The 21,938-nt window shown below is 65.7% G+C and carries 21 protein-coding genes; 7 read left to right on the top strand and 14 right to left on the bottom strand.

Going from position 1 to position 21,938, the window contains the following annotated elements:
• From QOU61_RS12455 to QOU61_RS12440, 4 genes are all read right to left on the bottom strand, one after another.
• Complete coding sequence (locus QOU61_RS12455; protein ID WP_289658745.1) at positions 1-426, bottom strand: globin family protein; 426 nt, start codon at positions 424-426, stop codon at positions 1-3.
• Between the two features lie 65 nt (positions 427-491).
• Complete coding sequence (locus QOU61_RS12450; RefSeq protein ID WP_289658744.1) at positions 492-1,874, bottom strand: MFS transporter; 1,383 nt, start codon at positions 1,872-1,874, stop codon at positions 492-494.
• A 369-nt stretch (positions 1,875-2,243) separates the two neighbouring features.
• A complete protein-coding gene (locus QOU61_RS12445; protein ID WP_289658742.1) occupies positions 2,244-2,825 on the bottom strand; it encodes a hypothetical protein in 582 nt (193 codons plus the stop codon).
• 143 nt (positions 2,826-2,968) lie between these two features.
• Entirely contained in the window at positions 2,969-3,883 is a 915-nt protein-coding gene (locus QOU61_RS12440) for an intradiol ring-cleavage dioxygenase (protein WP_289658740.1), read from the bottom strand.
• A 139-nt stretch (positions 3,884-4,022) separates the two neighbouring features.
• Between QOU61_RS12440 and QOU61_RS12435 the strand changes: the two genes are divergently transcribed.
• On the top strand, positions 4,023-5,291 hold the full coding sequence (locus QOU61_RS12435; RefSeq protein ID WP_289658738.1) for a serine hydrolase domain-containing protein: 1,269 nt from the start codon (positions 4,023-4,025) through the stop codon (positions 5,289-5,291).
• Positions 5,292-5,489: 198 nt separating this feature from the next.
• On the top strand, positions 5,490-6,998 hold the full coding sequence (locus tag QOU61_RS12430) for a sensor histidine kinase (protein WP_289658736.1): 1,509 nt from the start codon (positions 5,490-5,492) through the stop codon (positions 6,996-6,998).
• A 12-nt stretch (positions 6,999-7,010) separates the two neighbouring features.
• On the opposite strand, the gene QOU61_RS12425 is transcribed toward QOU61_RS12430, so the two are convergent.
• Together QOU61_RS12425 and QOU61_RS12420 are read right to left on the bottom strand one after the other, a co-directional pair.
• Positions 7,011-7,745, bottom strand: coding sequence for a cytochrome c biogenesis CcdA family protein (locus tag QOU61_RS12425; RefSeq protein ID WP_289658735.1), 735 nt, complete (start codon positions 7,743-7,745; stop codon positions 7,011-7,013).
• 151 nt (positions 7,746-7,896) lie between these two features.
• Positions 7,897-8,286 carry a hypothetical protein gene (locus QOU61_RS12420; RefSeq protein WP_289658733.1) on the bottom strand — a complete coding sequence of 130 codons (390 nt, stop codon included), beginning with the start codon at positions 8,284-8,286 and terminating at the stop codon, positions 7,897-7,899.
• A 434-nt stretch (positions 8,287-8,720) separates the two neighbouring features.
• Here QOU61_RS12420 and QOU61_RS12415 point away from each other — a divergent pair, with 434 nt between their 5' ends.
• On the top strand, positions 8,721-9,116 hold the full coding sequence (locus tag QOU61_RS12415) for a helix-turn-helix domain-containing protein (RefSeq protein WP_289658731.1): 396 nt from the start codon (positions 8,721-8,723) through the stop codon (positions 9,114-9,116).
• A 155-nt stretch (positions 9,117-9,271) separates the two neighbouring features.
• Here the strand turns inward: QOU61_RS12415 and QOU61_RS12410 are convergent, their stop codons facing one another.
• Positions 9,272-10,252: a Bug family tripartite tricarboxylate transporter substrate binding protein gene (locus QOU61_RS12410; protein ID WP_289658729.1), complete on the bottom strand. Its 981-nt coding sequence runs from the start codon at positions 10,250-10,252 to the stop codon at positions 9,272-9,274.
• Positions 10,253-10,502: 250 nt separating this feature from the next.
• Here QOU61_RS12410 and QOU61_RS12405 point away from each other — a divergent pair, with 250 nt between their 5' ends.
• Together QOU61_RS12405 and QOU61_RS12400 are read left to right on the top strand one after the other, a co-directional pair.
• Positions 10,503-11,831 (top strand): L,D-transpeptidase family protein, encoded by a 1,329-nt coding sequence (locus QOU61_RS12405; protein ID WP_289658726.1) that lies wholly within the window; start codon positions 10,503-10,505, stop codon positions 11,829-11,831.
• Positions 11,832-11,879: 48 nt separating this feature from the next.
• Positions 11,880-12,692, top strand: a complete 813-nt coding sequence (locus QOU61_RS12400) for an enoyl-CoA hydratase (protein WP_289658724.1) — start codon at positions 11,880-11,882, stop codon at positions 12,690-12,692.
• A gap of 4 nt (positions 12,693-12,696) precedes the next feature.
• Here QOU61_RS12400 and QOU61_RS12395 read toward each other — a convergent pair whose 3' ends face one another.
• From QOU61_RS12395 to QOU61_RS12385, 3 genes are read right to left on the bottom strand one after another with little or no spacing between them, the layout of a single operon-like run.
• Positions 12,697-14,049 carry a flavin-containing monooxygenase gene (locus QOU61_RS12395; protein WP_289658722.1) on the bottom strand — a complete coding sequence of 451 codons (1,353 nt, stop codon included), beginning with the start codon at positions 14,047-14,049 and terminating at the stop codon, positions 12,697-12,699.
• The gene (locus QOU61_RS12390; RefSeq protein ID WP_289658721.1) at positions 14,049-14,627 is read right to left on the bottom strand and encodes a protein-S-isoprenylcysteine O-methyltransferase; all 579 of its coding nucleotides are present in this window, start codon (positions 14,625-14,627) and stop codon (positions 14,049-14,051) included. The genes QOU61_RS12395 and QOU61_RS12390 overlap by 1 nt, the downstream gene beginning before the upstream one ends.
• A gap of 18 nt (positions 14,628-14,645) precedes the next feature.
• Entirely contained in the window at positions 14,646-15,143 is a 498-nt protein-coding gene (locus QOU61_RS12385; protein ID WP_289658720.1) for a thioesterase domain-containing protein, read from the bottom strand.
• Here QOU61_RS12385 and QOU61_RS12380 point away from each other — a divergent pair.
• Complete coding sequence (locus QOU61_RS12380) at positions 15,121-15,285, top strand: hypothetical protein (RefSeq protein ID WP_289658719.1); 165 nt, start codon at positions 15,121-15,123, stop codon at positions 15,283-15,285. The genes QOU61_RS12385 and QOU61_RS12380 overlap by 23 nt on opposite strands.
• 180 nt (positions 15,286-15,465) lie before the next feature.
• On the opposite strand, the gene QOU61_RS12375 is transcribed toward QOU61_RS12380, so the two are convergent.
• From QOU61_RS12375 to QOU61_RS12365, 3 genes are all read right to left on the bottom strand, one after another.
• A complete protein-coding gene (locus QOU61_RS12375) occupies positions 15,466-16,548 on the bottom strand; it encodes an isocitrate/isopropylmalate dehydrogenase family protein (protein ID WP_289658718.1) in 1,083 nt (360 codons plus the stop codon).
• A 148-nt stretch (positions 16,549-16,696) separates the two neighbouring features.
• The gene (locus QOU61_RS12370) at positions 16,697-17,767 is read right to left on the bottom strand and encodes an alcohol dehydrogenase (protein ID WP_289658716.1); all 1,071 of its coding nucleotides are present in this window, start codon (positions 17,765-17,767) and stop codon (positions 16,697-16,699) included.
• Positions 17,768-17,855: 88 nt separating this feature from the next.
• On the bottom strand, positions 17,856-19,058 hold the full coding sequence (locus QOU61_RS12365) for a CaiB/BaiF CoA transferase family protein (RefSeq protein ID WP_289658714.1): 1,203 nt from the start codon (positions 19,056-19,058) through the stop codon (positions 17,856-17,858).
• Positions 19,059-19,217: 159 nt separating this feature from the next.
• On the opposite strand from QOU61_RS12365, the gene glgA reads away from it, so the two are divergent.
• A complete protein-coding gene (glgA, locus tag QOU61_RS12360) occupies positions 19,218-20,645 on the top strand; it encodes a glycogen synthase GlgA (RefSeq protein ID WP_289658712.1) in 1,428 nt (475 codons plus the stop codon).
• Here the strand turns inward: glgA and QOU61_RS12355 are convergent.
• Positions 20,630-21,886, bottom strand: a complete 1,257-nt coding sequence (locus tag QOU61_RS12355; protein WP_289658710.1) for an MFS transporter — start codon at positions 21,884-21,886, stop codon at positions 20,630-20,632. The genes glgA and QOU61_RS12355 overlap by 16 nt on opposite strands.
• Positions 21,887-21,938: the final 52 nt, after the last annotated feature.

Here is a 21,938-nt window from a genome sequence, read left to right as displayed (position 1 = left end):
CTATTCTGCCGCCTGCGGCCGGTGATAGGCCTGCTTGATCATGACGGCGGACAGGGTGTCGTAGGCCGTGGTCCAGGCCTCGGCGACCTCGGCGGTCCACCCCTCGCCCAGCCCCTTCTCCAGCGTCCACAACAGCGCCGCGCCGACGACGGGATAGTGTTCGGCTTTGGCGCCGTAAGCGACGTGACGCGTCGCAAGCGCGGCGATCGCCGGCAGGATCTGCTCCAGCGCGGACAACCCGTTCACGACGATGGCAAGCGCCGCCATCAGCTTGCGCCGCTGCTCGGCCATGTCGGCCGGAAACAGCGGCTTCACCTGTGGCGCGATTTCGAACAGGCGATCGTAGAACATCGCCGCGGCCTGATCCGAAATCGGCGCGACCCTGGCAAAGCTCTCCTGCACGAGCCTGACCTGATCTTGTGTCATGCTTCACTCCTTTCGCCGATCCTTCGCCCCGCTTGCGGGGCGAAGGCCGTTTGACGAAGCGACCGCTAGATTCGCGCTTCCGCGAGGCTCGGCGCGCCCGAGGTCTCGGCGCTGCGGCGCAGGTAGAACCACCAGGTCAGCGCCAGACAGGTCGCGTAGAAAGCGAGGTAGATCACCAGCGCGAGCTGCGGGCCGCCGGTGATGGCGATCGATTTGCCGAAACCGCTCGGGATCAGGTAGCCGCCGCAGGCGCCGATCGCGCCGATGAAGCCGAGCGCCGCGCCGCTTTCGATACTCGCGGTCTTCAGCGCCGCCGCGCGCGCGGCCTCGCCCGCCCCGCGCGCCTTGCGCAGGTTCTCCTCGCGGAAGATCGAGGGGATCATCCGGTAGGTCGATCCGTTGCCGATGCCCGTGGTAACGAACAGGATCAGGAACATCACGAGGAAGCCGGCAAAATCCTTGGCGCCGACGAAATAGAGGACACCGACGGTTGCCGCCGCCATCGCGATGAAATTCCAGAAGGTCACGATCGCGCCGCCCACCCTGTCGGCGAGCAGGCCGCCCAGCGGACGCGACAGCGAGCCCACGAGCGGCCCGAGGAAGGCGATGGCGATGGTGACCGCGGGGAACTGGGTCTTGATCAGCAGCGGAAACGCCGCCGAGTAGCCGATGAACGACCCGAACGTCCCGATATAGATGAAGGACATGATCCAGGTGTGCCTCTGCTTCACGATCGCGATCTGGTCGCGGAACGACGACTTCGCCGAGGTCAGGTTGTTCATGAAGAACACGGCGCCGAACACCGCGACCACAAGCGGCAGCACCCACATCAGGCCGGCGTTCTGCAAGTACACGCCGCCGACCGGCTCGGCCTGGTAGAGATTGATCAGGCCGATGCCCATCAGGATCGGTGTGAGCAGCTGCACGCTGGAGACGCCGATATTGCCGCCGGCGGCATTCAACCCGAGCGCCCAGCCTTTCATCCGGTCCGGATAGAAGAAGGAGATGTTGGCCATCGAGGAGGCGAAATTGCCGCCGCCGAGGCCGGCGGTGGAAGCCACCAGCAGCATCAGCCAGAACGGCGTGTCCGGCTTGCCGACGAAATAGGCGAGCGCAAGCGTCGGTATGAACAGCACCGAGGCGCTCAGGATCGTCCAGTTGCGGCCGCCGAACATCGTGACCGCGAAGGTGTAGGGAAAGCGCATCAACGCGCCGATCAGGCCGGGCACGGCGACAAGCTGAAACAGCTCGTCGGTCGAGTAGTGAAAGCCGGCCTGGGGCAGCTTGGTCGCCACGATGCTCCAGATCAGCCACACCGAGAAGCCGATATGCTCGGCCACGATCGACCAGATCAGGTTGCGACGGGCGATGAACTTGCCCTTGCTGTTCCAGAACGTCTCGTTCTCCGGCTTCCAGTCGGAAATCCAGGTCGGGCTTTCCATGCTCATCTTGAAAAATTCCTCTCTCGCAGGCTGGTCGTGTCGCGTTGGGACGCAGAGGTGCGCGCCGGGGAGCGCCCGGTTCGACGGCGTCAAAATTCGGATGATGGATTCGAGCGACGGCTTCGCTGGCGTCGGCGTGAAGCTATTCAAGCTTCATGCCAAGCCACGCGAGCCAGAATTCTCTATGAAACAAGCGAGCTTACGCGGCTTGCCCGAAAAAGTCGCAAGCCGGATTCGCATTCAAAATTTGCGATTCGCACAATGATTGTGCGACGCACAAAGAACAAGCACGCTGCACAGAAATTGAGTTTGCCGACCATCGACGCCGCTTTCGCGAGCATCGGCGTCGATGTCAGCGTCGGCAGCGGGCTTCCCTCAAGTCGAAATCGCGCGGCCCCGGCGGTACGGATTGAGCAGGCGGACGATTTCGCAGGCCGCGACGAGGGCGATCAGCCACACGACGTTCAGTAGCCCCAGGCGAACCACGATGGCCGGCGTGAAGGCTCCTGCCCCACCCAGAAGCGGCGTGGCCGCAAGCAGCACAAGCTCATAGGCGGCATACGAGCAAAACAGGGTGAGCGCCAAGACGAGCGGCGTCCGGTTCGGCGGCAAGGCGCGAAGAACGACGGCGGACGCTGCGGTCGCCGCAAGCGCGGCGGCGCCGATCACAAAACCCCAGGCAATGGTGCTCGCGTCGATCGGATAGTGAAGCGCAGCAAATCCGATCGTCTGGTTGACGAGCCACGCGCCGGTGACGACGAGAAGCGCCGGACGCAGCGGCAACATCGCGGCTGCCACGACCGCGAACGCCGCGAAGGGCGTTGCGCAGGCGAGCACGAAGCTGGCGAGCGCACAGGAAACGGTCAGCAGCGCGAAGCAGAAAATCGACGCATGACGCGGCTCGACCGGATGCAGGCGGAAACGGTCGACAGCGGGAGGAGCGATTTCCGGAGCCATGAAATGATTTCCTTCTAGCGCGAACTTCGGAATCGGGACACGAGTGGTGATTCTAACATTCGCAAAAGTGCCTGCCGCGATGGGATGCGAACGTCAGAATCGGGCCACTGGCCGCAGCGGCCGGAGTCAATCCGGCCTCATATTCAGGCGTCCTCATGCGCCTTGGCCATCATCGGCTTCGGCGCATTGCCCTGGCCCGGCTTCATGCGGAAATCATAGGTCATCAGATGCCAGGGACCGTCAGCCGGCTTGCCGTCCGGCATGGTCGCGTCACGCCGCGGTTCGACATCAGCGACCAGCTCATCCTTCACGCCGAACACCACGTCGGAGTCGAGATATTTGTCACCGTCGATGAAGACATGGGTGATCAGCGGCTCATAACCCGGCGCATTGACGAGGAAGTGCACATGGGCGGGCCGCATCGGATGGCGCCGGGTCTGGATGATCATCTCGCCGACCGGACCGTCGGTCGGGATCGGATAGCTGCACGGCAGGATGGTGCGGAAGAAGAAGCGGCCGTCGGCATCGGTGACGAAGCGCGCCCGAGATGACGGGCCGTGCGTCTCGTAGGAAGGCTTCTGTGAATCATAGTAGCCGTCGCCGTCGGCATGCCAGACGTCGACCGCGACGCCTGCGAGCGGCTTGCCCTTCAGATCCGTGACGCGGCTCTGCACGAACATGCGCTCGCCCTCCAGCTCACTGGAGATGTCGGTGCCATGCGCCGTCTCCTTGTGCTCGCCGACATAGAACGGACCGAGCACGGTGGTCTCGGTGGCCCCGCCCCGCTCGCGATGGTTCACCGCATCGACCAGCATCGACACCCCGAGCACGTCGGACAGCAGGATGAACTCCTGCCGCGTATCGGTGCATTTCTGCCCGACCCGGGTGAGGAAATCGATCGCATAGCCCCATTCGTCGAAGGTGAGATCGGTGCGGCGCACGAAGTCGTGCAGCGACTTCACGAGTTCCTGCAGCAGGAATTTCGCCCGTTCATTCGGTGTCTCGTCGAAGCTCGTGACGACGGCGGCGGTCAGTTCGGCATCGTTGAATTGGGGCATGGCTGAATTCCCTGCGGGTGGCCGGAACATGGCCGGGCAAGCCTACATCAGGCTTGCGACAGAGGTAAGCATGCCGCGATTGGAACGGGACGCGGTTTCGGCTAACAGGGATACGCGAAAACTGCCGGAGACCGCCCCCATGCTCGCTCCCACCTCGCCCGAATCCGTCGGCATGTCCAAGGCCTGCTTCGATCGTATCGAAGCCCATCTGAAAAGCCGCTATGTAGACGCCGGCCGCTTCCCCGGAACCCAGCTCGTGGTCTACCGCCGCGGCAAGGTGGCCCACAGCGCCGTGCAGGGCTTTGCCGATCTCGAACGCAAGGCCCCGCTCAGGGACGACACCATCTTCCGCATCTATTCGATGACCAAGCCGATCACCTCGGTGGCCTTCATGATGCTGGTCGAAGAGGGCCGCGTCGCGCTCGACGAGCCCGTGCACAAATACATCCCGGAATGGAAGAACCTCGGCGTCTTCGTCGCCGGAACGGCCCCCGCCTTCCTGACCCGGCCGCCGTCGCGGCCGATGCTGATCGTCGACCTGCTGCGCCACACCTCGGGGCTGACCTACGGCTTCCAGCAGCGCTCCAATGTCGATGCCGCCTACCGCGAGCAGAAGATCGGCGACGTCGTCAAGGCGGGCACGCTCGATTCCATGATCGCGGATCTGGCCAAGATCCCGCTCGAGTTTTCGCCCGGAGAGGCCTGGAACTACTCGGTTTCCACCGACGTGATCGGCTACCTGATCGGCAAGATTTCCGGCATGCCGTTCGAGCAGTTTCTTAAAACCCGCATCTTCGATCCGCTCGGCATGGCCGACACCGACTTCTTCGTGCCGGCGGCCAAGGCCTCGCGCTTCGCCGCCTGCTATTCGGCGGACCCGCCGGGCGCGATGACCTTCCATGCCACCGAGCGCAAGGGCACGCTGACGCTGCAGGACGATCCGGCGACGAGCTCATTCCTCGCCCCGCCCGACCTCGTCTCCGGCGGCGGCGGCCTGTGCTCGACCGCTTCCGACTATCTCACCTTCTGCCGCGCGCTGCTCAATGGCGGCGAGCTCGGCGGCGTGAGGCTGCTGGGGCCAAAGACGCTGAAGCTGATGACATCGAACCACCTGCCGGGCGGACGCGACCTGCCGGAACTGTCGCGCTCGCTGTTCTCGGAGGCGACCTATAACGGCATCGGCTTCGGCCTCGGCTTCTCCGTCACCATGGACCCGGCGAAGACGCTGATTGCGGGAAGCCCGGGCGAATATGCCTGGGGTGGTGCTGCCACCACCTCGTTCTGGATCGATCCGGCGGAAGAGCTGGCCGTGATCTTCATGACCCAGGTGCTGCCGTCGAGCGCCTATCCGATCCGGCGCGAGCTGCGCAGCATGATCTATTCGGCGATCACCGACAGCAATCTGTAGGCCGGCTGGATCTGTAACCTGGCTTGCATAGCCGGCCGTCCGATCCCGTGCAGGCCCGCGGGAACCGGCGGCGACGGCGGATTCCTTTGACGGTTTTCGGCTGCATCTCCTATGCTCCCGGCCGCCGGCGTCCCTGATTGGGCGCCGTTCCGACACCCCCTGTGATTTGAGCCCGGATTCCTTGAAACGGGGCACCCGTTGCCAAAGCTTTCACTTCCGGTGCGCCTCGCCCTCCTGGTCGCAGGAACGATGCTGCCGCTGATCGTGTTCGCGGTCGGCATCGTCGTTCACAACTACCAGCAGGACCGCAAGGAGGCGACGCAGCGCGTGCTCGACACGGTGCGCAGCATCCGCCTGACGCTGGACGCGGAAATGCAGCGCATGACCGGCGGCCTGCAGGTGCTGGCGCTGACCGGGGCGCTGCGCAACGGCGACTTCGACGGTTTCCGCCACATCGTCGCGGCCTTCCTCGACCAGTATGGCAAGGACGGCGTCGTGCTGGTCGCCGATCGCGACGGCCGCCTGTTGTTCTCCTCGCTCGACCCCGACACGGCGGAACTGCCGCGGCGCAACAACCTCGACATCGTGCAGAAGGTCTTCGCGGACCGGCAGCCCTATTACTCGAACCTTTTCATGGGCGCGGTGAAGAAGCAGCCGATCGTCACCGTCGAGATCCCGGTGATCCGCGATGGCGAGGTGATCTACGACATCTCCTTCAGTCCGCCGATCGGGATGTTCCAGAACCTGATCGAGAAACAGCAGCCGTCGGGCGACTGGACGCTCTCGATCCTGGACGCGGACGGCACCGTGTTCGCGCGCGTGCCCAATCCGCGGGACACGATCGGCAAGCGCGCCTCGCCGAGCGTGCTGCAGCCGATGCTCAGCAGGCCCGATTCCGTGCTGTCGACGGTGTCGCTTGACGGCGTGCCGCTGATATCCGGCTTCGCACATTCCACCCTCACCGGCTGGATCGTCGCCGCCGGCATCACGGAAAGCTCGCTGATCGCGCCCTTGTGGCGCAACATCGCAATCACCAGCGTGATCGGCGGCGTCCTGCTCATGGTCGGGCTCGGCTTCGCGCTGCGCATGGCGACCACGATCGCCCGCGGCGAGATGCTGCACGACCTCCTGATCGAGGAGCTCAATCACCGGGTCAAGAACACGCTCGCCATCCTGCAGGCGATCGCGGTGCAGACCTTCCGCAGCGCGAGCAAGGCGGAGCGCGAGAAGTTCGAGGGCCGCCTCGGGGCGCTGGCGGAAACGCACAACCTGTTGAGCCAGGAGAAATGGCAGGGCTCGGAGCTCGAAGACGTCGTCCGCCGCGTGCTGCGGCCCTATCTCCTCAACAGTCCGGAGCGGCTCAGGATGTTCGGGCCGATCGTGCCGCTGTCGCCGCGGCTGGCGGTCGTGCTCTCGATGATCGTGCATGAGATCGCGACCAATGCCGCGAAATACGGCGCGCTCTCCAACGACACCGGCACGGTCACGCTGGACTGGGAGGTGATCGAGGATGACGGCCGGCCGAGATTGCGCCTGATCTGGACCGAAAGCGGCGGGCCCCCCGTCACCACTCCGATCCATCGCGGCTTCGGGTCGCGCCTGATCGAGCGGAGCGCGCGCGACCAGCTCGGCGGCGAAGCCACCGTCGACTTCCTGCCGCGCGGCGTGGTCTGCACCGTGACCTGCGCGCTGGACGATGCAGGCTGATCCTGTGGACGGCTAGCCGAAGCTCTGCAGCACCGGAAACGTCTCGAGCAGCCAGATGCTCATGCCGGAGATCGCGCCGGTGAGGAATCCGACGCCGGTGATGACCATCAGCACGCCCATCACGCGCTCGACGGTGGCGAGGTGCCGCTTCATCCGCGAGAACAGCGCCGAGAACTGCTCGACCATGAAGGCCGCGACCAGGAAGGGGATCCCAAGCCCCGCGGAATAGACCGCAAGCAGCCCCGCGCCCTTCACCACGGTGGCTTCCGCCGCGGCGATCGACAGGATGGCGGCGAGGATCGGGCCGATGCAGGGCGTCCAGCCGAACGCGAAGGCAAGGCCCATGACATAGGCGCCCCACAGCCCGACGGGCTTGGGGATCGCCAGCCGCCCCTCGCGCATCAGAAGCGCGATCCGCGTGAGCCCGAGGAAGTGCAGCCCCATCACGACGATGACGATGCCGGCCACGATCGACAGCTCCGCCGACCAGGCGCGGATCAGCCCGCCGATCAGCGAGGCGCTGGCCCCGAGCATCACGAACACCGTGGAGAATCCGGCGACGAACAGCGCCGCCGAGGTCATGACGGCGCGCCTCGACGCCGCCATCGTCTCCTCATTGGCGACGTGCTCGATGGTCGCGCCGGTCAGGTAGATCAGGTAGGGCGGCACCAGCGGCAGCACACAGGGCGAGAGGAAGCTGATCAGCCCGGCGACGAAGGCTGCCGGGATCGATACGGTCTGAATCATGCAACTCCAAGGCCCGGTCTGGACGGCGGCGCGGCAGGCGCGGCCGTTTCTCTCCGCTCACCCATAGCGATGATGCCGGATTTTCTCTTTCACAAATGCGGCATCGCCGCCGCCCCTGCCGCGCCGTCGGACGATCGCGAAGAGCTCTCGCCTATTTGACGATTCGCAACAATGGACGGCGGCGCGGCGCTATTCCGTTGTCGGCGGCATCGCTATTTGCGACTTCGGCCGATGCCATCTCCTCGCACAACGCCTTCAGCTCGGCATCGGTAATGCCGCCGAGCCGCGTCCTGATATCCAGAATCGCCACCGCCACAAGCTGCGCCGTTTCCCTGCAATCGGCGGCAAGAAGCGCCGCTCGACATTCCTCAAGCGTGGCAAGAACCGAAAATACCCGTTCGTCTGAATTCCCCACCGGCCCACTTTCCGTCGTCTGAGACAGGGACGTGCCCCTGCCGTGTGTGGGACAATCGTCGGGCACCTTTCCGGAATTGTCCAGCGCGCGATGCTTTATCAGGCATCGGCAACGCGAATGGAACACGCCGCCCCCCCTTTCATTTTTCCGGCGCGGGGCAACACTTTGTCCTCGATGGTTATTAGATACCTCTGGCCGCAGAACCGCGCTGCGCGGCGTCGCCTGCACCCAGTCCGGGAATACCGTTTCAAATATCGCGCGTTGAGCGATGACCCGCCGAGGTTGTGGATGCCGCGATATTCTGCCAAGTTCAGCGCCTAGGGTTTGCACGTACCCTGCGGAAGGGATGCGCCGCCCAGGCAAATATCGTCAGGTCGCCCCGACGACGTCGCCGAGCGGGAAGGCAACAACGATTTTCCGCGTTCGTCGCCGGCGTGCAGATCAGCAAAGCAGTCGTGGCTCAAGGACGAACGCGTCCATCCACGTCAATTCAAAGCAGTGTATATGGGTGAGCCCCTGCCCATGTTTGGGGATTCTCGACGGAAGGACGGTAGAGCAGAATGAACAAATCAGCGGCGAAGAGAATGAAGCAGCGCAGTGCCGGCAAACCCGACATTGAGCTTGGGAAGCGGATCAGGCTGCGGCGCGTCGAGCAGAAGATCTCCCAGGCGGAGCTCGGCGAAAAGCTGGGCGTCAGCTTCCAGCAGGTTCAGAAGTACGAGAAGGGCGTCAATCGCGTCGGCGCCGCACGCCTGCAGCAGATCGCCGCCGCGCTCGATGTGCCCGTCACCTTCTTCTATGACGGCGATGCCAAGGCGCGCGAGGTCGAAAGCCTGCTGTTCCTCGACAGCGCTTTCAGCCTGCGGTTGTTGCGCGCCTACAGCAAGATCAAGGACCAGACGGTGCAGCGTCAGCTCGTCTCCTTGATGGAATCGATTGCCGCCAACGAGGACTGAGACTCGCAGCGTCAAGGCAGCGCGACCCGCGCGGGGCCGAGACGTTGCCTTCAGGCCTGTGCGCGATGGCCGCGGTGCCATCGCGCCGGCGACGATATGATCGCGCAGGCGACGATACGACCGCGCCGGCGCGCTTGACCGAACCTCGTTCGCGGCTACTCCGGCTCGGCGCCCGAATTCTTCACGATCACCGCCCAGCGATCGACTTCGCTCTTCAGGTAGGCGGCAAAACTGTCCGGCGTCGAACCCGGCAGCGGCTCGAGCGCGATCGTGGTCAGCTTGTCGCGCGTTGCGGGATCGGCGAGCAGCTTGTCGATCTGTCCCGCGAGCTGATCGATGATCGGCCGCGGCGTGGCCGCGGGAGCGACCACGCCCTGCCAGGCGACCAGCTCGAAACCCGCAAGCCCGCCTTCGGCGAGCGTCGGCACGTCGGGCGCCGCGGCGACGCGCTTGGGCGTGGTCACGCCCAGCACCCGCACCTTGCCCTCGCGAATCTGCTGCAGCGCCGGCTGCAGGTCGACCATCATGAAGGGAATGTGTCCCGCCATCACGTCGAGCATCGCCGGCACGCTGCCGCGATAGGGCACGTGGCGGATGTCGATGCCGGCGGCGCTCTTGAGCATCTCGGCGCCGAGATGCTGCGGGCTGCCATTGCCCGCCGAGCCATAGGCGAGGCCCGGATTGGCCTTGGCATAGGCGACGAACTCGGCGAGCGTCTTCGCCGGGACATCTGGATTGACGATCAGCGCGAACGGCACCGCGGCCACCAGCGCGATCGGCGCGAAATCCTTCACCGGATCGTAAGGCAGCTTTCTGTACAGCGTCTTGTTGATGGCCAGCGTCGTCGAGGTCGCCATCAACAGCGTGTAGCCATCGGGCTCGGACTTCGCCACCTGCTCGGCGCCCAGCGTGGTGCCGGCGCCCGGCTTGTTCTCCACGATCACGGTGGCGCTAAGCCCGTTCTTGAGCTGCTCGGCGACCAGCCGGCCCAGGAAGTCGGTGGTGCCGCCGGCCGGATAGGGCACGATGATCTTGATGATGCGGCCGGGATAGGAAGCATCGGCCCTCGCCGGCGCGGCCAGCGAGGCGAGCCCCGTGGAAAGTGCGATCATGGTCTGCCGGCGCGTCAACAGCATGGGGGCCTCCGGACCTCTTGTTCTGGTTGGCTTTGGCTGGACGTCTCGCGAACCAACCTGCTTGCTGCGGCGACATAGCAAAGACAGCGCAAAAGGCCAATCCCGGCACTGTGCGGCAACGCAACAGCCGCATTGTCGGCCCAATCAAAACGCAAGACTTGATGGATTAACCTGACCCGAAACGCTTTCCGCCCGCCCTCTTTCCTCCTGCGCCCGCCTTTCCTGCGCCAGTTCTTCCAAGGTGATTGCCATGCGAACCAGCCTGATCCTTGCCGTTGCCGCGGCGCTCGCGAGCGCGCCGGCGTTCGGCCAGGGCGCCCCCGCCCCTGCTTCGGCCGTACCCGCCGCGGCAAAGCCGGCCGCAGGCGCCGGACCTGCGCACCCGACGGCGCCGAAAGCACCCGCATCGACCCCGGAGCAGCGCTCGGCCGCGGCGCTGGCGCTGTCGCGCGAGCCGACCTATGACGAAGGCACCGCGCAGCGGATCAAGGAAGCGGCGCTGAGCTATTCCGATCTCGCGGTGCGCGGCGGCTGGCCGATGATCCCGCCTGATGCGAAATTCGCGGCCGGCACGGCGGGCGCGAATGACGAGCTGTTGCGCACGCGCCTGATCATCTCCGGCGACCTCGCCGCCGAGAAGGCGAGCGGCGCGTTCGACGATGCCCTGACCGAAGCGGTGAAGCGTTTCCAGGCCCGCCATGGATTGGCGCCGACCGGCACCATGACCCCGCGCACGATCGCGGCCATGAACGTCCCGGTGCAGAAGCGCATCCGCCAGCTCGAGGCCTCGCTCGATCGGCTGGAGAACATGAACTTCACCTTCGGCCCGCGCTATGTCGTGGTCAACATCCCCGCAACTTTCGCCGAGGCGGTCGAGAACGACGTCGTGGTGCGGCGCTATCGTGTCATCGTCGGCAAGACCGAGAAGCCCTCGCCGACGCTGACGGCGCAGATCACCGGCGTCGTGCTCAACCCGACCTGGACGGTGCCGTCCTCGATCGCGAAAAGCGAGATCTCCGCGCATATGCGCAAGGACCCCACCTACCTGTCGCGCATGCACATGGAAGTGCTCGACGCGCACGACAACCCGATCGACTCGCACGCGGTGGACTGGTCCGGTGCGCACACGCCGAACTTCACGGTACGCCAGCAGAACGGCGCCTGGAACGCGCTTGGCGCGGTCAAGATCGACATGCCGAATTCCTATTCGGTCTACATGCACGACACCAACCAGCGGAGCCTGTTCAACGACGACTACCGCTTCGACTCTCATGGCTGCTCGCGCGTCGACAATGTGCGCGACCTGGCGGCATGGCTGTTGTCGGCGGAGCTGGCAAAATGGAATCGCGCCGCGATCGACGCGGCGATCGCCACCGGCCAGCACCAGGAGATCGCGCTGCCGCAGAAGGTTCCGGTCGCCTGGATCTACCTGACGGCGTGGATGACGCGGGACCAGACCGTGCAGTTCCGCAACGACATCTACGACCAGGACGAGCAGCTCTTGGAGGCGACCGCTGAGGAGGCGGCGTTCTTCAGCCAGGCCGCCAACCATCCATTGACGGCGCATCTGGCGCAGTGATTGAGTGGCGGGCACACTATCCAAGCGAAAGCCCGCCCGATGTTAGACGTGCCCAACGACAATGAGAAATCCTTCGCCGACGGCAAGATCCTCAAGCACGTCGACGAAGGCATCGGCATCATCACCTTCAACAATCCCGACAAGCGCAACGCCATGTCGCTCGACATGTGGGAGGGCCTTGGCCAGGCGCTGACCGGCCTGCGCGACGACGACGCCGTGCGCGTCGTGATCCTGCGCGGCGCGGGAGAGAAGGCGTTCGTCTCCGGCGCCGACATCAGCCAGTTCGAAAAGACCCGCCACAACGCGGCGGCCTCGGAGGAATACTCGAAACGCAGCGCCGCACAGCGCGCGCTGCTGGCGGACTATCCGAAACCGACGATCGCTGCCATCCGCGGCTTCTGTCTCGGCGGCGGCATGCAGGTCGCGATGCTCTGCGACATCCGCATCGCTGCGGAGGCGAGCCAGTTCGGCATACCCGCGGCAAAGCTCGGCATCGCCTATGGCTATGACGGCCTGCGCCACCTGGTGTCGCTGGTCGGCCCGTCCTGGGCGCGGCTCATCATGTATACGGGCATGCGGCTCGATTCAGCGGAGGCGCTGCGGATCGGCCTGGTCGATCGCGTCATCGCGAACGACGAATGGTGGAATGCGACGGTCGCGATCGCGCGCACGATCTCCGAGAACGCGCCGCTCGCCGTCAAGGCCGCCAAGATCACCATCGCGCAAGTGCTGAAGGACCCGGCCGGGCGCGACATGGAGGCGATCAGACAGACCGGCGCCGCCTGCATGGACAGTGAGGATTTTCGCGAAGGCCGCCGCGCCTTCATGGACAAGCGCAAGCCGCGCTTTACCGGGAAATAGCGCGCTACGCGGCCGAGCGCTGACGCACCTTCGCGGCCTCGGCATAATCGCCAAGCTCGCGGCGCAGGGCGTTGCGGAAATCGTGATAGTCGACCTCGATCAGATGCCGCGGCGCGGTGCCGAAGCGACGCCGCCGCGAGGCCGCTTCCCTGGCGATGCGCGCGGCCATGTCTGGAGGGCGCTTTAGGACGCCCTTGACCTGAAGGGCCGCGATCCGCGCCTGGTAGTCGGCAAGCCGCCAGATGCAGCCGATCGGCTGGAACAGCCCGATGAAGAACAAATTGTCGAGCCGCGGGTGCATCATGCTGAGATAGAGCTGCGGCGCGCGGATGAACTCCGCCCCCAGCACCGCCTCGTCCAGGAACGGATAGCCGAAGCGGTAGCCGGTCGCCCAGATCAGCGTGTCGAAGGTCTCGACCGAGCCGTCGACGAAATGAACGCGCTCGCCCTCGAAGCGCGCGATGCCGGGGCGCGGGCACACCGCGCCGTCGCGCAGCGCGATCAGGATCGCGGTGTTGAGCGTCGGATGCATCGAGGTCGGGCTGCCTTCCGGCTTCTGCAGCCCGTATTTCCGCCACGGCCCGACCTCGAGGCTGACGATCGCCTTGACGATCGGTTCGACCAGGAATTTCGGCAGATGCAGGCGCTGCCTGAGCTTGGCATAGAGCTGGTCGACCGGGCGGCCGAACATCACCTTGGGCAGGATGTAATAGCCCTCGCGCAGGCTGATCGTGGTGGCGGCCGCGACGCGCCCGACATCGACCGCGATGTCGCAGGCCGAATTGCCGCCGCCGACGACGAGCACGCGCTGGTTCTCGAACGGCTCGGGGCGCTTGTATTCGCGCGAGTGCAGCACGCGGCCGGAGAACGTGCCGGGATAGTCGGGGATCAGCGGCTCGCGGTGATGGCCGGAACAGATGATGAGATGATCGAACGTCTCGAGGCGCTCGCCCTGCGGCCCGCGCGTCGCCACCGACCATTTGCCGTCGGCAAGGCGCTTCGCGCTCTCGACCCGCGTGTTCAGCGCGATGTTCGCCAGCAGGCCGAAATGATCGGCGTAGGCCGTGAAATAGTCGAGCATCTGCCGGTGCGATGGGAAATCCGGGTAATCGCCCGGCATCGGAAAATCTTCGAACTCGGAAAGGCGCTTCGACGAGATCAGCTTGGTCGCGTAGTAGACGCTGCGCCGCTGTGGCGCGGCGTCATAGACCCAGTTGCCGCCGATCGCGGAAGCTTCCTCGTAGCAGACGCAGTCGTCGATGCCGGCCGCGAGCAGGTTCTTGACGGTGGTGAGCCCGCACGGGCCCGCACCGATGACACAGACGCGCCGCGATGATGAGGGAGAAGCAGCCGGCATCAATAGATCCACGGCACGAGGCGGCTGGTGCGCCGCGCGAAACGCTCATAGTCCTCGCCGAAGGTCTCACGCATCAGCTTCTCTTCCTGCTCGATCCGGCCGAAAAACAGGATGCCGAATCCGACAAAGCCGGCAAGGCCGACGAACCAGTTCTGCAGCAGCAGCGCCTGCGCGACCGCCCAGAGCCAGAACCCTGCATACATCGGGTGCCGGATATGGGCGTAGATGCCTGACGTCACCAGCGTGTGGCCCTGGCGGACCACGAGGCTGTTGGAGAAATTCCGCCCGAGGTCACGATGGGCGCTATAGAACAGCGCGAGCGAAAGCGCAAAGACCGCCGCCCCGATCCAGGCAAGCTCTGGCCTGAAGGCGAAATCGGCGCCGCGGGGGAACCCGCTCACGGTATAGCCGACCGGAATCAGCCCGATTCCGAGCGCCGCGGCGGTCATGCGGAGCTTTTCGGGCCAGCCGCGATCGGCTCGCGCGACCGGCACCTTCCGCATCTGGTAGGGGAAGCGAATCGCTCCCCATGCCAGGATGGCGACAATAAACACGAGCCTTGCGATATGAGGGGTCACGTCACCCCCGATCGTTGTTCAGCGGCAGGAAATCCCTGAAGCCGCCGAGATTTGCGCGATGATGCGCTTGTGGATGTCGGGCAACCGCGACACCGCCACGTGACCGGCGTCCGGCCGGTTGGCGAGGTCGATGTTCTGCAGCTTGCCGTGGAAGCCCGCGTCCTTCTGCACGGCCGCGCCGACACCGTTGGAGAGGTAGTAGTTCTCCAGCCGCGCCACGTTGCTGGGAGCGTGGGTGGTGGAAACCGGGTCGAGCGTCACCACCAGCGCGACGCGCACGCCGTCCTGCTGAAGCTGACGGGCCGCGTCGACAGCCGCGCCGGCGCCCAGCGAATGGCCGACCAGGATGACCGAGCCAATCTTGCCCGATTTGCACTCCGCCGCCGCTTCGCTGGCCACCGACGACCACGACGCGTGGTTGGACACGTCGGCCCTGATGCCCTTTTGCTGGAGCTCATAGGCAAGCTGGTCCATGCCGAGCGAGAAAATGTTCATGAAGCCGCGCAGCAGGAACACCTTCGGCGCCCGCGACGCGCCGGGTGCCACCGGCGTGTTCGCCTGGCTCGGCAGACAAATGGCGGTCGACAGAGCAAACGCCGCGACCAATCGGATCATTGAGAGTTTCACGTTCGACAAACCCGGTAAGTTGCCCTTGTGAAGCCATAATTGCACCGCCCGAGAACAGTCAAGCAACGGCGCGATTAAACCCACAATTGCGCCACGACTGTAGTATTCTTGCCTCAGAAGCGCGCAAGCCACTGCGCGAAAAAGCCGCGAAGTTTCCGAGGTCTTGAGTCCGGAACCGTCATCGGTTTCAAATCGGACCTATCGCGGCTTGCTACAGCGCCGCCAGCACCGCCCTGGCAACATCGTCCGTGCCGTTGCGGCCGCCGAACTCGATCGGCTTGATGCCATCGGCATAGACCTTGTCGACCGCGCGCTCGATGCGCTCGGCGGCATCAGCCGCGCTCTCCACGCCATGCCTGTCGGCGAGCCAGTCCAGCATCATCGCCGCCGACAGGATCATCGCAGTCGGGTTGGCCTTGCCCTGCCCCATGATATCAGGCGCCGTGCCGTGACAAGGCTGGAACACCGCGTGGCGGTCGCCGATGTCGGCCGATGGCGCCATGCCCATGCCGCCGATCAATCCGGCCGTGAGGTCGGACAGAATATCGCCGAACATGTTCTCGGTGACCATGACGTCGAAGTCCCAGGGACGCTTGACCAGCATCGCCGCGCAGGCATCGACATAGACACGGTCGGCCTTCACCGCTGGATGGCGCCTCGCCGCCTCGTCAAACATCTCGCGAAAGAACGCGAACGCCTTGAATACGTTGGCCTTGTCGACGCAGGTCAGCCCGCCATGACCGCGGCCGCGCGCCTTGCGCCGCTCGGCAAGGCGGAACGAGAACTCGAACAGCCGCTCCGAGGTTTTGCGCGTGATCACCAGCGTCTCGCGCGCCTCGCTGTCGGTGACGACGCCCTTGCCCATCGACGCGAACAGGCCCTCGGTGGACTCCCTGATGACGACAAGATCGATGCCGCGCGCATCCGCGCCGACGATCGGGCTCGACACCCCCGGAATGAGCCGCGCCGGACGCACGCCGGCATAGAGATCGAAATGGAAGCGCAGCTCGATCTGCGGCGCGATCTCGGTGTTGTCGGGGTAGCGCACCGAGGGCAGCCCGCAGGCGCCAAGCAGGATGGCGTCCGCCTCCTCGCACAGCCGGATGGTGGAGTCCGGCATCGACTTGCCGGTCTCCCGGTAATGGCTGGCGCCGGCCGGCGCGTCCGTGAAACGGAATTTCAGGCCGGACCTCGCCTCGATCCTGCGCAGCACCTCGAGCGCCGGCGCCATCACCTCCGGGCCGATGCCGTCACCGGCGAGGACGGCGATGTGGAAGGCGCTGTTGGCCGACATGGGGATGCCTTTGCAGGATCGAGGCGAGACGGCAGTTTTGTCGTCATTGCGAGCGGAGCGAAGCAATCCATACCTCGGCACGGGGAAAGATGGATTGCTTCGTCGCTTATCGCTCCTCGCAATGACGGCAAGTGGGGCGTGGTCGCGCCTACGGCGTCAGCACCGCGCGGCCGATCAGATTGCCCTTCTGCAATTCGCGCAGCGCGTCGTTGGCGCGCCCGAGCGGCATCGGCGTGACCGGGATCGGCGCGATCTTCTTCTCACGCACCAGATCGAGCAGCTCCTGCGTCTCCCTCAGGTTTCCGACATAGCTGCCCTGGATCGTGACCGCCTTGATCGGGATCAGCGGCAGGGCCCATGGCGCGCCGCCGCCGAACAGGCCGACGATGACGAGCTTGCCGCCCTTGGTCAGGCAGTCGAAGCCGAGCTGGGCGGTTGCGGCATTGCCGACGAGATCGATGACGGCGCGAATGGGTTCGCCGGCCTTCTTCACAAGCTGCTCCAGCGCATCCGGCGCCTTGCCGTCGACGGAGGCGAGCGCGCCGGCCTTCTCGGCCGCCTCGCGTTTCCTGGCGTCGATGTCGACCACGATCGCGCCCTTGCCGCCCATCGCCTTCAGCAGCGACAGCGCCATCAGGCCGAGCCCGCCGGCGCCGAAGATCACGATCGGCGTATCGAACGCGGACTCGACCTTCTTCAGCGCCGAATAGGTGGTGACGCCGGAGCAGGCGTAAGGCGCCGCCGTGAGCGGATCGAGCCCTTTCAGGTTCAAGAGATACTTTGGATGCGGCACCGTCATGTGGTCGGCATAGCCGCCGTCGCAATAGACACCGAGCGAATTCGGCTTGACCGCGCACATGTTCTCGTCGCCCGCAAGGCATGTCGGACATTTGCCGCAGCCGAGCCAGGGATAAGCGAGCGCGATGTCGCCTGCCTTCAGGCCGCCCTTGTCGGCGTCGGTGACGTCGGGACCGAACGCGACCACCTCGCCCACGGTTTCGTGGCCCATCGTGCGCGGCAGCGACACGCCGCGATCCTTCAGCGACAGCGGCTTGCGGCCATGGCCGAGATCATAGCCGCCTTCCCAGATGTGCAGATCGCTGTGGCAGACGCCGGCCGCCTTCACCTTGATCAGCACCTGCTTGCCGGAAGGCTGCGGCGTCGGCTGATCGACCTCCTGCAAGGGCGCGTTGAAATCGACGACCTGGAAACTCTTCATCGCTCCACTCCCTGACCTGTTTGTTCTCGTTCTGCCATGCAGCTTGCCACGCCGTCACGGTCGAGACAAACGCGCACCGCGCTCGCGTTCAGCCCGGCTCGCGCGCTGCATGGTTCGAAAAGGCCGCGATCTCGCCTTCCGAAAATCCGGCTTCCTCGAGCAGGGTGCGGTTATGCTCGCCAAGCCGCGCCACCCACCCGCCCGCAGCGACCTCCGCCCCCGACATGCGGAACGGCAGGTTGAGCACCTTGAAGCGGCCGCCGCCGTCTTCCACGTCGGCCAGCGCGTGGCGATGGGCAATCTGCGGATCATCGAGCGCTTCGGCGACGGTGCGATAGGCCGAGGATGGAACCCCCTCCTCGTTCAGCGCGGCGAGGCACTGCGCCGTCGTCACCGTGCGTGACCACACCTCGACGCCGTCAATCAGATGCGCCCAGTTGCGGCGGCGGTCCGCATAAAGGGCAAAGCGCGGATCATCGACCCATTCGGGGCGCCCGATCACCTTCATCAGGCCCTGAAAGGTCTTTTCGCTGGCGACCGCAACCATCACGTAGCCATCCGAGGTCTCGATCGGACCGAACATCGGGCGTCCGGGCGGCTCGACCTCGAACTGCGACCACTGCACCTCGTTCAGCGTCAAGGTCAGCATGGTTTCCAGCATCGAGGCGTCGATATGCTGGCCGCGTCCGGTGGCCTGGCGCTGGTACAGCGCGGCCGCGATCGCGCCGAAGGCGTAGGTGCCGGTGACGACGTCGGCGTGATAGATGCCGCAAAAATCCGGGCGGCTGCGGCCCGGCTGATAGGCGAGATGCGCCATGTCGTAGCCGGAGGCGGCATGGATCACCGGCGCGTAGGCCGGCAGTTCGGCGGACGGGCCGGTCTGGCCATAGCCTGATATCGAGCAATAGATCAGCTTCGGGTTCAGCGCGCTGAGCGTCGGGTAGTCGAGCTTCAGCCGGCGCATCACGCCGGGGCGGAAATTCTCGACCAGGATGTCGCAGCCTTGGACGAGCCGGCGCACGGCCTCGACGCCTTGCGGCGACTTCAGGTCGAGCACCAGGCTCTTCTTGCCGACATTGAGCTGGCCAAAGGCGGTGCTGCACCCGTTGCGCACCGGAGGCCGCGTGCGCATCGTCTCGCCTTCGGCGGTCTCGACCTTGATGACCTCGGCGCCCAGGTCCGCGAGCATGCGCGCGCAATGCGGACCCGCGATCGTGGTCGAGAAATCGAGCACGCGCAAACCGGCGAAGCTCCTTGTCAAACTGCCCTCATCGTTTCGGCGTATCGTCATTGCGCGCTCCCCGTCCGCGCTCTGGCTGCGCGGTCCGTCCCTCATTAGCACGACCCGCGCGGCCCTTTGGAACCTGCGCGGCTTCGTCCGCGTTGAGGCGAAAAAGCAATTGGACCTAAACTTGCATGGCACGGGCCGGGTCATTTTGAGGGCATTTTCTTGAGGGTCCTGTTCGTCACGACGGAAATGGACGATTTCATCCGGGTGGGCGGGCTCGCCGCCGTCTCGGCCGCACTGCCCCGCGCGCTGCGCCCCTGGAGCGACGTGCGGGTGCTGTTGCCGGGCTACCGCGACGTCATTGAGGAATTGACCCACATCGAAATCGTCGGCGAGTGCGCGAGCCTTGCGGAAATGCCGGCCTGCCGGATAGGCCGGGCCGCCACCCGCGACGGCCTGCCGGTCTATGTGCTGCTGTGTTCCTCACTCTATGACCGTGCGGGCAACCCCTATGGCGATGAAGAAGGCCGGGACTGGCCGGACAATGACATCCGCTTTGCCCGCCTGGCCTCGGCGGCCGCCGATCTGGCCGCAGGCAAGGTGGACAAGAATTGGGCAGCCGACCTGGTCCATGCCAATGACTGGCAGGCGGCGCTGGTGCCGGCCTATCTCGCCTGGCGCGGGGTCAATCTGCCGACCATCCTGACCATCCACAATCTCGCCTATCAGGGCCTCTTCCCACGAGACTCGCTGCGCCGGATCGGCGCGCCGGAAAGCTCGTTCCACATCGACGGCGTCGAGTTCTACGACAAGCTGTCCTTCCTCAAGGGCGGCCTGGTCTATGCCTCGCACCTGACCACGGTCAGTTCCACCTACGCGCGCGAGATCACCACCGCCAAATTCGGCTGCGGGCTCGAGGGCCTGCTCCGCGCCCGTTCCGCCGCCGCCGAGCTCACCGGCATCCTCAACGGCATCGACGAGAGCTGGGACCCGCGCTTCTGTCCGCAGCTTGCCAAACAATTCAGCGCCGGCGACTGGGCCGGCAAGCAGGCCAATGCCGACTATGTCCGCAAGCAGTTCGGCCTTGCAGTGTCGCGCGGGCCGATGTTCGGCATCGTCGCCCGCCTCGTGCACCAGAAGGGCATCGACCTCGTACTGGCGGCAGCCGACGAGATCGTCGATTCCGGCGGGCAGATCGTCGTCACCGGCTCAGGGGAGCCCGCGATCGAGCTGGCGCTGGTCGCCGCCCATCGCCGCAGGCCGGATGCGATCGGCGTCGCGATCGGCTTCAACGACGCCCAGGCGCGGCGGATCTTCGCCGGCAGCGACTTCACCCTGATGCCGTCGCGCTTCGAGCCGTGCGGCTTGAGCCAGATGTATGCGCAGCGGTTCGGATCGCTGCCGATCGGGCACCAGACCGGCGGCCTCGCCGAGACCATCACGGACGGCGAGACCGGCTTCCTGTTCACGCGGCCATCGAAGGAATCCTTCCTCGGCGGGGTGCGCCGCGCCTTCTCGACCTTCGGCGCCAAGGACCGCCTCGACGCCATGCGCCGGTCCGCCATGGCGCGGCGGTTTGGCTGGGAGCTTTCCGCCGCCTGCTATGGCGCGCTCTACCGCAAGATCGCGCTCACTCAGGTGGCGGCCTGATCCGTCTCCAGGTGCCGCGTCTCCGGCATGATCAGCCACATCATCAGGAAGCCGAGCGCCGCGATCGCGGCAAGCCCGGTGAAGGCGACCGGACTTCCGAACCTGTCGCTGACATAGCCCGCCAGCACGGTCGAGAGCGATGCGCCGATGCCGACGGCGGTGCCGACAATGCCCTGCGCCAAGTTGAAATGGCCGCTGCCGAAGGCGACGTCGGCCACGATCAGCGGCGTCATGACGCTGAACACGGCGGCGGTGATGCCGTCGAACACCTGAACGGCCACGAGCAGGTAAGGGTCGTGCACTGTGGCGAACAACAGGCCGCGGATCGCCAGCGCGCCGAACCCGATCAGGAGCAGCGGGCGCCGGCCCCAGGCCTGCGCCTTGGCGCCGACCGAGGGCGACATCAGCGCGACGATCGCCTGGGGCACGATGATGCAGGCCGCGATCAGGACCGGCGCCCACTGGCTGGAGCGGGTCGTCACCACGCCCGCCATCAGGGGCAGCATCGCCGCATTGGCGAGCTGCAGCAGCATGACGCCGCAGGCGAAGATCAGCAGCGGACGCTGGCAGATCAGGTGCACGACGCTGGTCGCCTCCGGATCGGGCTGTTGCCGCACCACCGCGCCATGGGCGCGCGCGATGTCGATATCGCTCTCGCGGATGCGCGCCAGCGCGAGCAGGGTCGGAATTGCCAGGAGGAACGTCACGACAAACACCGAGCGGCTCGAAATGAGATAGCCGCAGGTTCCCATCAGTGCCGCGGCGAAGCCGTTGCCAAGCGAGGCAAAGCGCGCATTGCGTCCCAAGCGCTCGCCGATCGCGAGCGGCCCGACCAGACCAAGGCTGATCGCCGCGATCGCCGGACCCAGCACGCAGCTTGCCGCGGCGTGCAGCGTCGCGGCCACTGCAACCACGGGGAAGATCGGCCAGGCGGCATAGGCCAGCGCCACACATCCGATCGCGGCGATGGCAAGGCCCGCGACCAGCCGCTCCGAGCGCGCGGCATCGACGATGGCGCCGCCCGGCATTTGGCCGATCAGGCCGACCACCCCGCCGATCGACAGCACGAAGCCGATCTCCACCTGGGTCCATTTCTGCGTGGTCAGGTAGACCGCGATGAACGGACCGAAGCCGGTCTGCACGTCGGCCAGGAAGAAGATGAACCAGTCGAGCCCGCGCAGGCTTTCGCGCGACGGCACCGGCTTGCGGCCCGAAGGCGCCGGCTCCGGCGTTTTCGGCACACCGTTGCCCTCGCCGCTCGAACCTTTCGGGCGGTCATCGTCGATCCGATCG

Origin of the sequence: Bradyrhizobium sp. NP1, from assembly GCF_030378205.1 — a bacterium.
Taxonomy (GTDB): domain Bacteria; phylum Pseudomonadota; class Alphaproteobacteria; order Rhizobiales; family Xanthobacteraceae; genus Bradyrhizobium.
This window is presented reverse-complemented; position numbering and strand designations above follow the sequence as displayed.

What these genes read in the sequence shown, in the direction of transcription:
- QOU61_RS12455 (WP_289658745.1), bottom strand. Translation starts at nt 426, where the DNA reads ATGACACAAGATCAGGTCAGGCTCGTGCAGGAGAGCTTTGCCAGGGTC.
- QOU61_RS12410 (WP_289658729.1), bottom strand. Translation starts at nt 10,252, where the DNA reads ATGCTGTTGACGCGCCGGCAGACCATGATCGCACTTTCCACGGGGCTC.
- QOU61_RS12405 (WP_289658726.1), top strand. Translation starts at nt 10,503, where the DNA reads ATGCGAACCAGCCTGATCCTTGCCGTTGCCGCGGCGCTCGCGAGCGCG.
- QOU61_RS12365 (WP_289658714.1), bottom strand. Translation starts at nt 19,058, where the DNA reads ATGACGATACGCCGAAACGATGAGGGCAGTTTGACAAGGAGCTTCGCC.
- QOU61_RS12415 (WP_289658731.1), top strand. Translation starts at nt 8,721, where the DNA reads ATGAACAAATCAGCGGCGAAGAGAATGAAGCAGCGCAGTGCCGGCAAA.
- QOU61_RS12395 (WP_289658722.1), bottom strand. Translation starts at nt 14,049, where the DNA reads ATGCCGGCTGCTTCTCCCTCATCATCGCGGCGCGTCTGTGTCATCGGT.
- QOU61_RS12375 (WP_289658718.1), bottom strand. Translation starts at nt 16,548, where the DNA reads ATGTCGGCCAACAGCGCCTTCCACATCGCCGTCCTCGCCGGTGACGGC.
- QOU61_RS12370 (WP_289658716.1), bottom strand. Translation starts at nt 17,767, where the DNA reads ATGAAGAGTTTCCAGGTCGTCGATTTCAACGCGCCCTTGCAGGAGGTC.
- QOU61_RS12440 (WP_289658740.1), bottom strand. Translation starts at nt 3,883, where the DNA reads ATGCCCCAATTCAACGATGCCGAACTGACCGCCGCCGTCGTCACGAGC.
- QOU61_RS12425 (WP_289658735.1), bottom strand. Translation starts at nt 7,745, where the DNA reads ATGATTCAGACCGTATCGATCCCGGCAGCCTTCGTCGCCGGGCTGATC.
- QOU61_RS12445 (WP_289658742.1), bottom strand. Translation starts at nt 2,825, where the DNA reads ATGGCTCCGGAAATCGCTCCTCCCGCTGTCGACCGTTTCCGCCTGCAT.
- QOU61_RS12380 (WP_289658719.1), top strand. Translation starts at nt 15,121, where the DNA reads ATGAAGCCGCGCAGCAGGAACACCTTCGGCGCCCGCGACGCGCCGGGT.
- QOU61_RS12435 (WP_289658738.1), top strand. Translation starts at nt 4,023, where the DNA reads ATGCTCGCTCCCACCTCGCCCGAATCCGTCGGCATGTCCAAGGCCTGC.
- QOU61_RS12450 (WP_289658744.1), bottom strand. Translation starts at nt 1,874, where the DNA reads ATGAGCATGGAAAGCCCGACCTGGATTTCCGACTGGAAGCCGGAGAAC.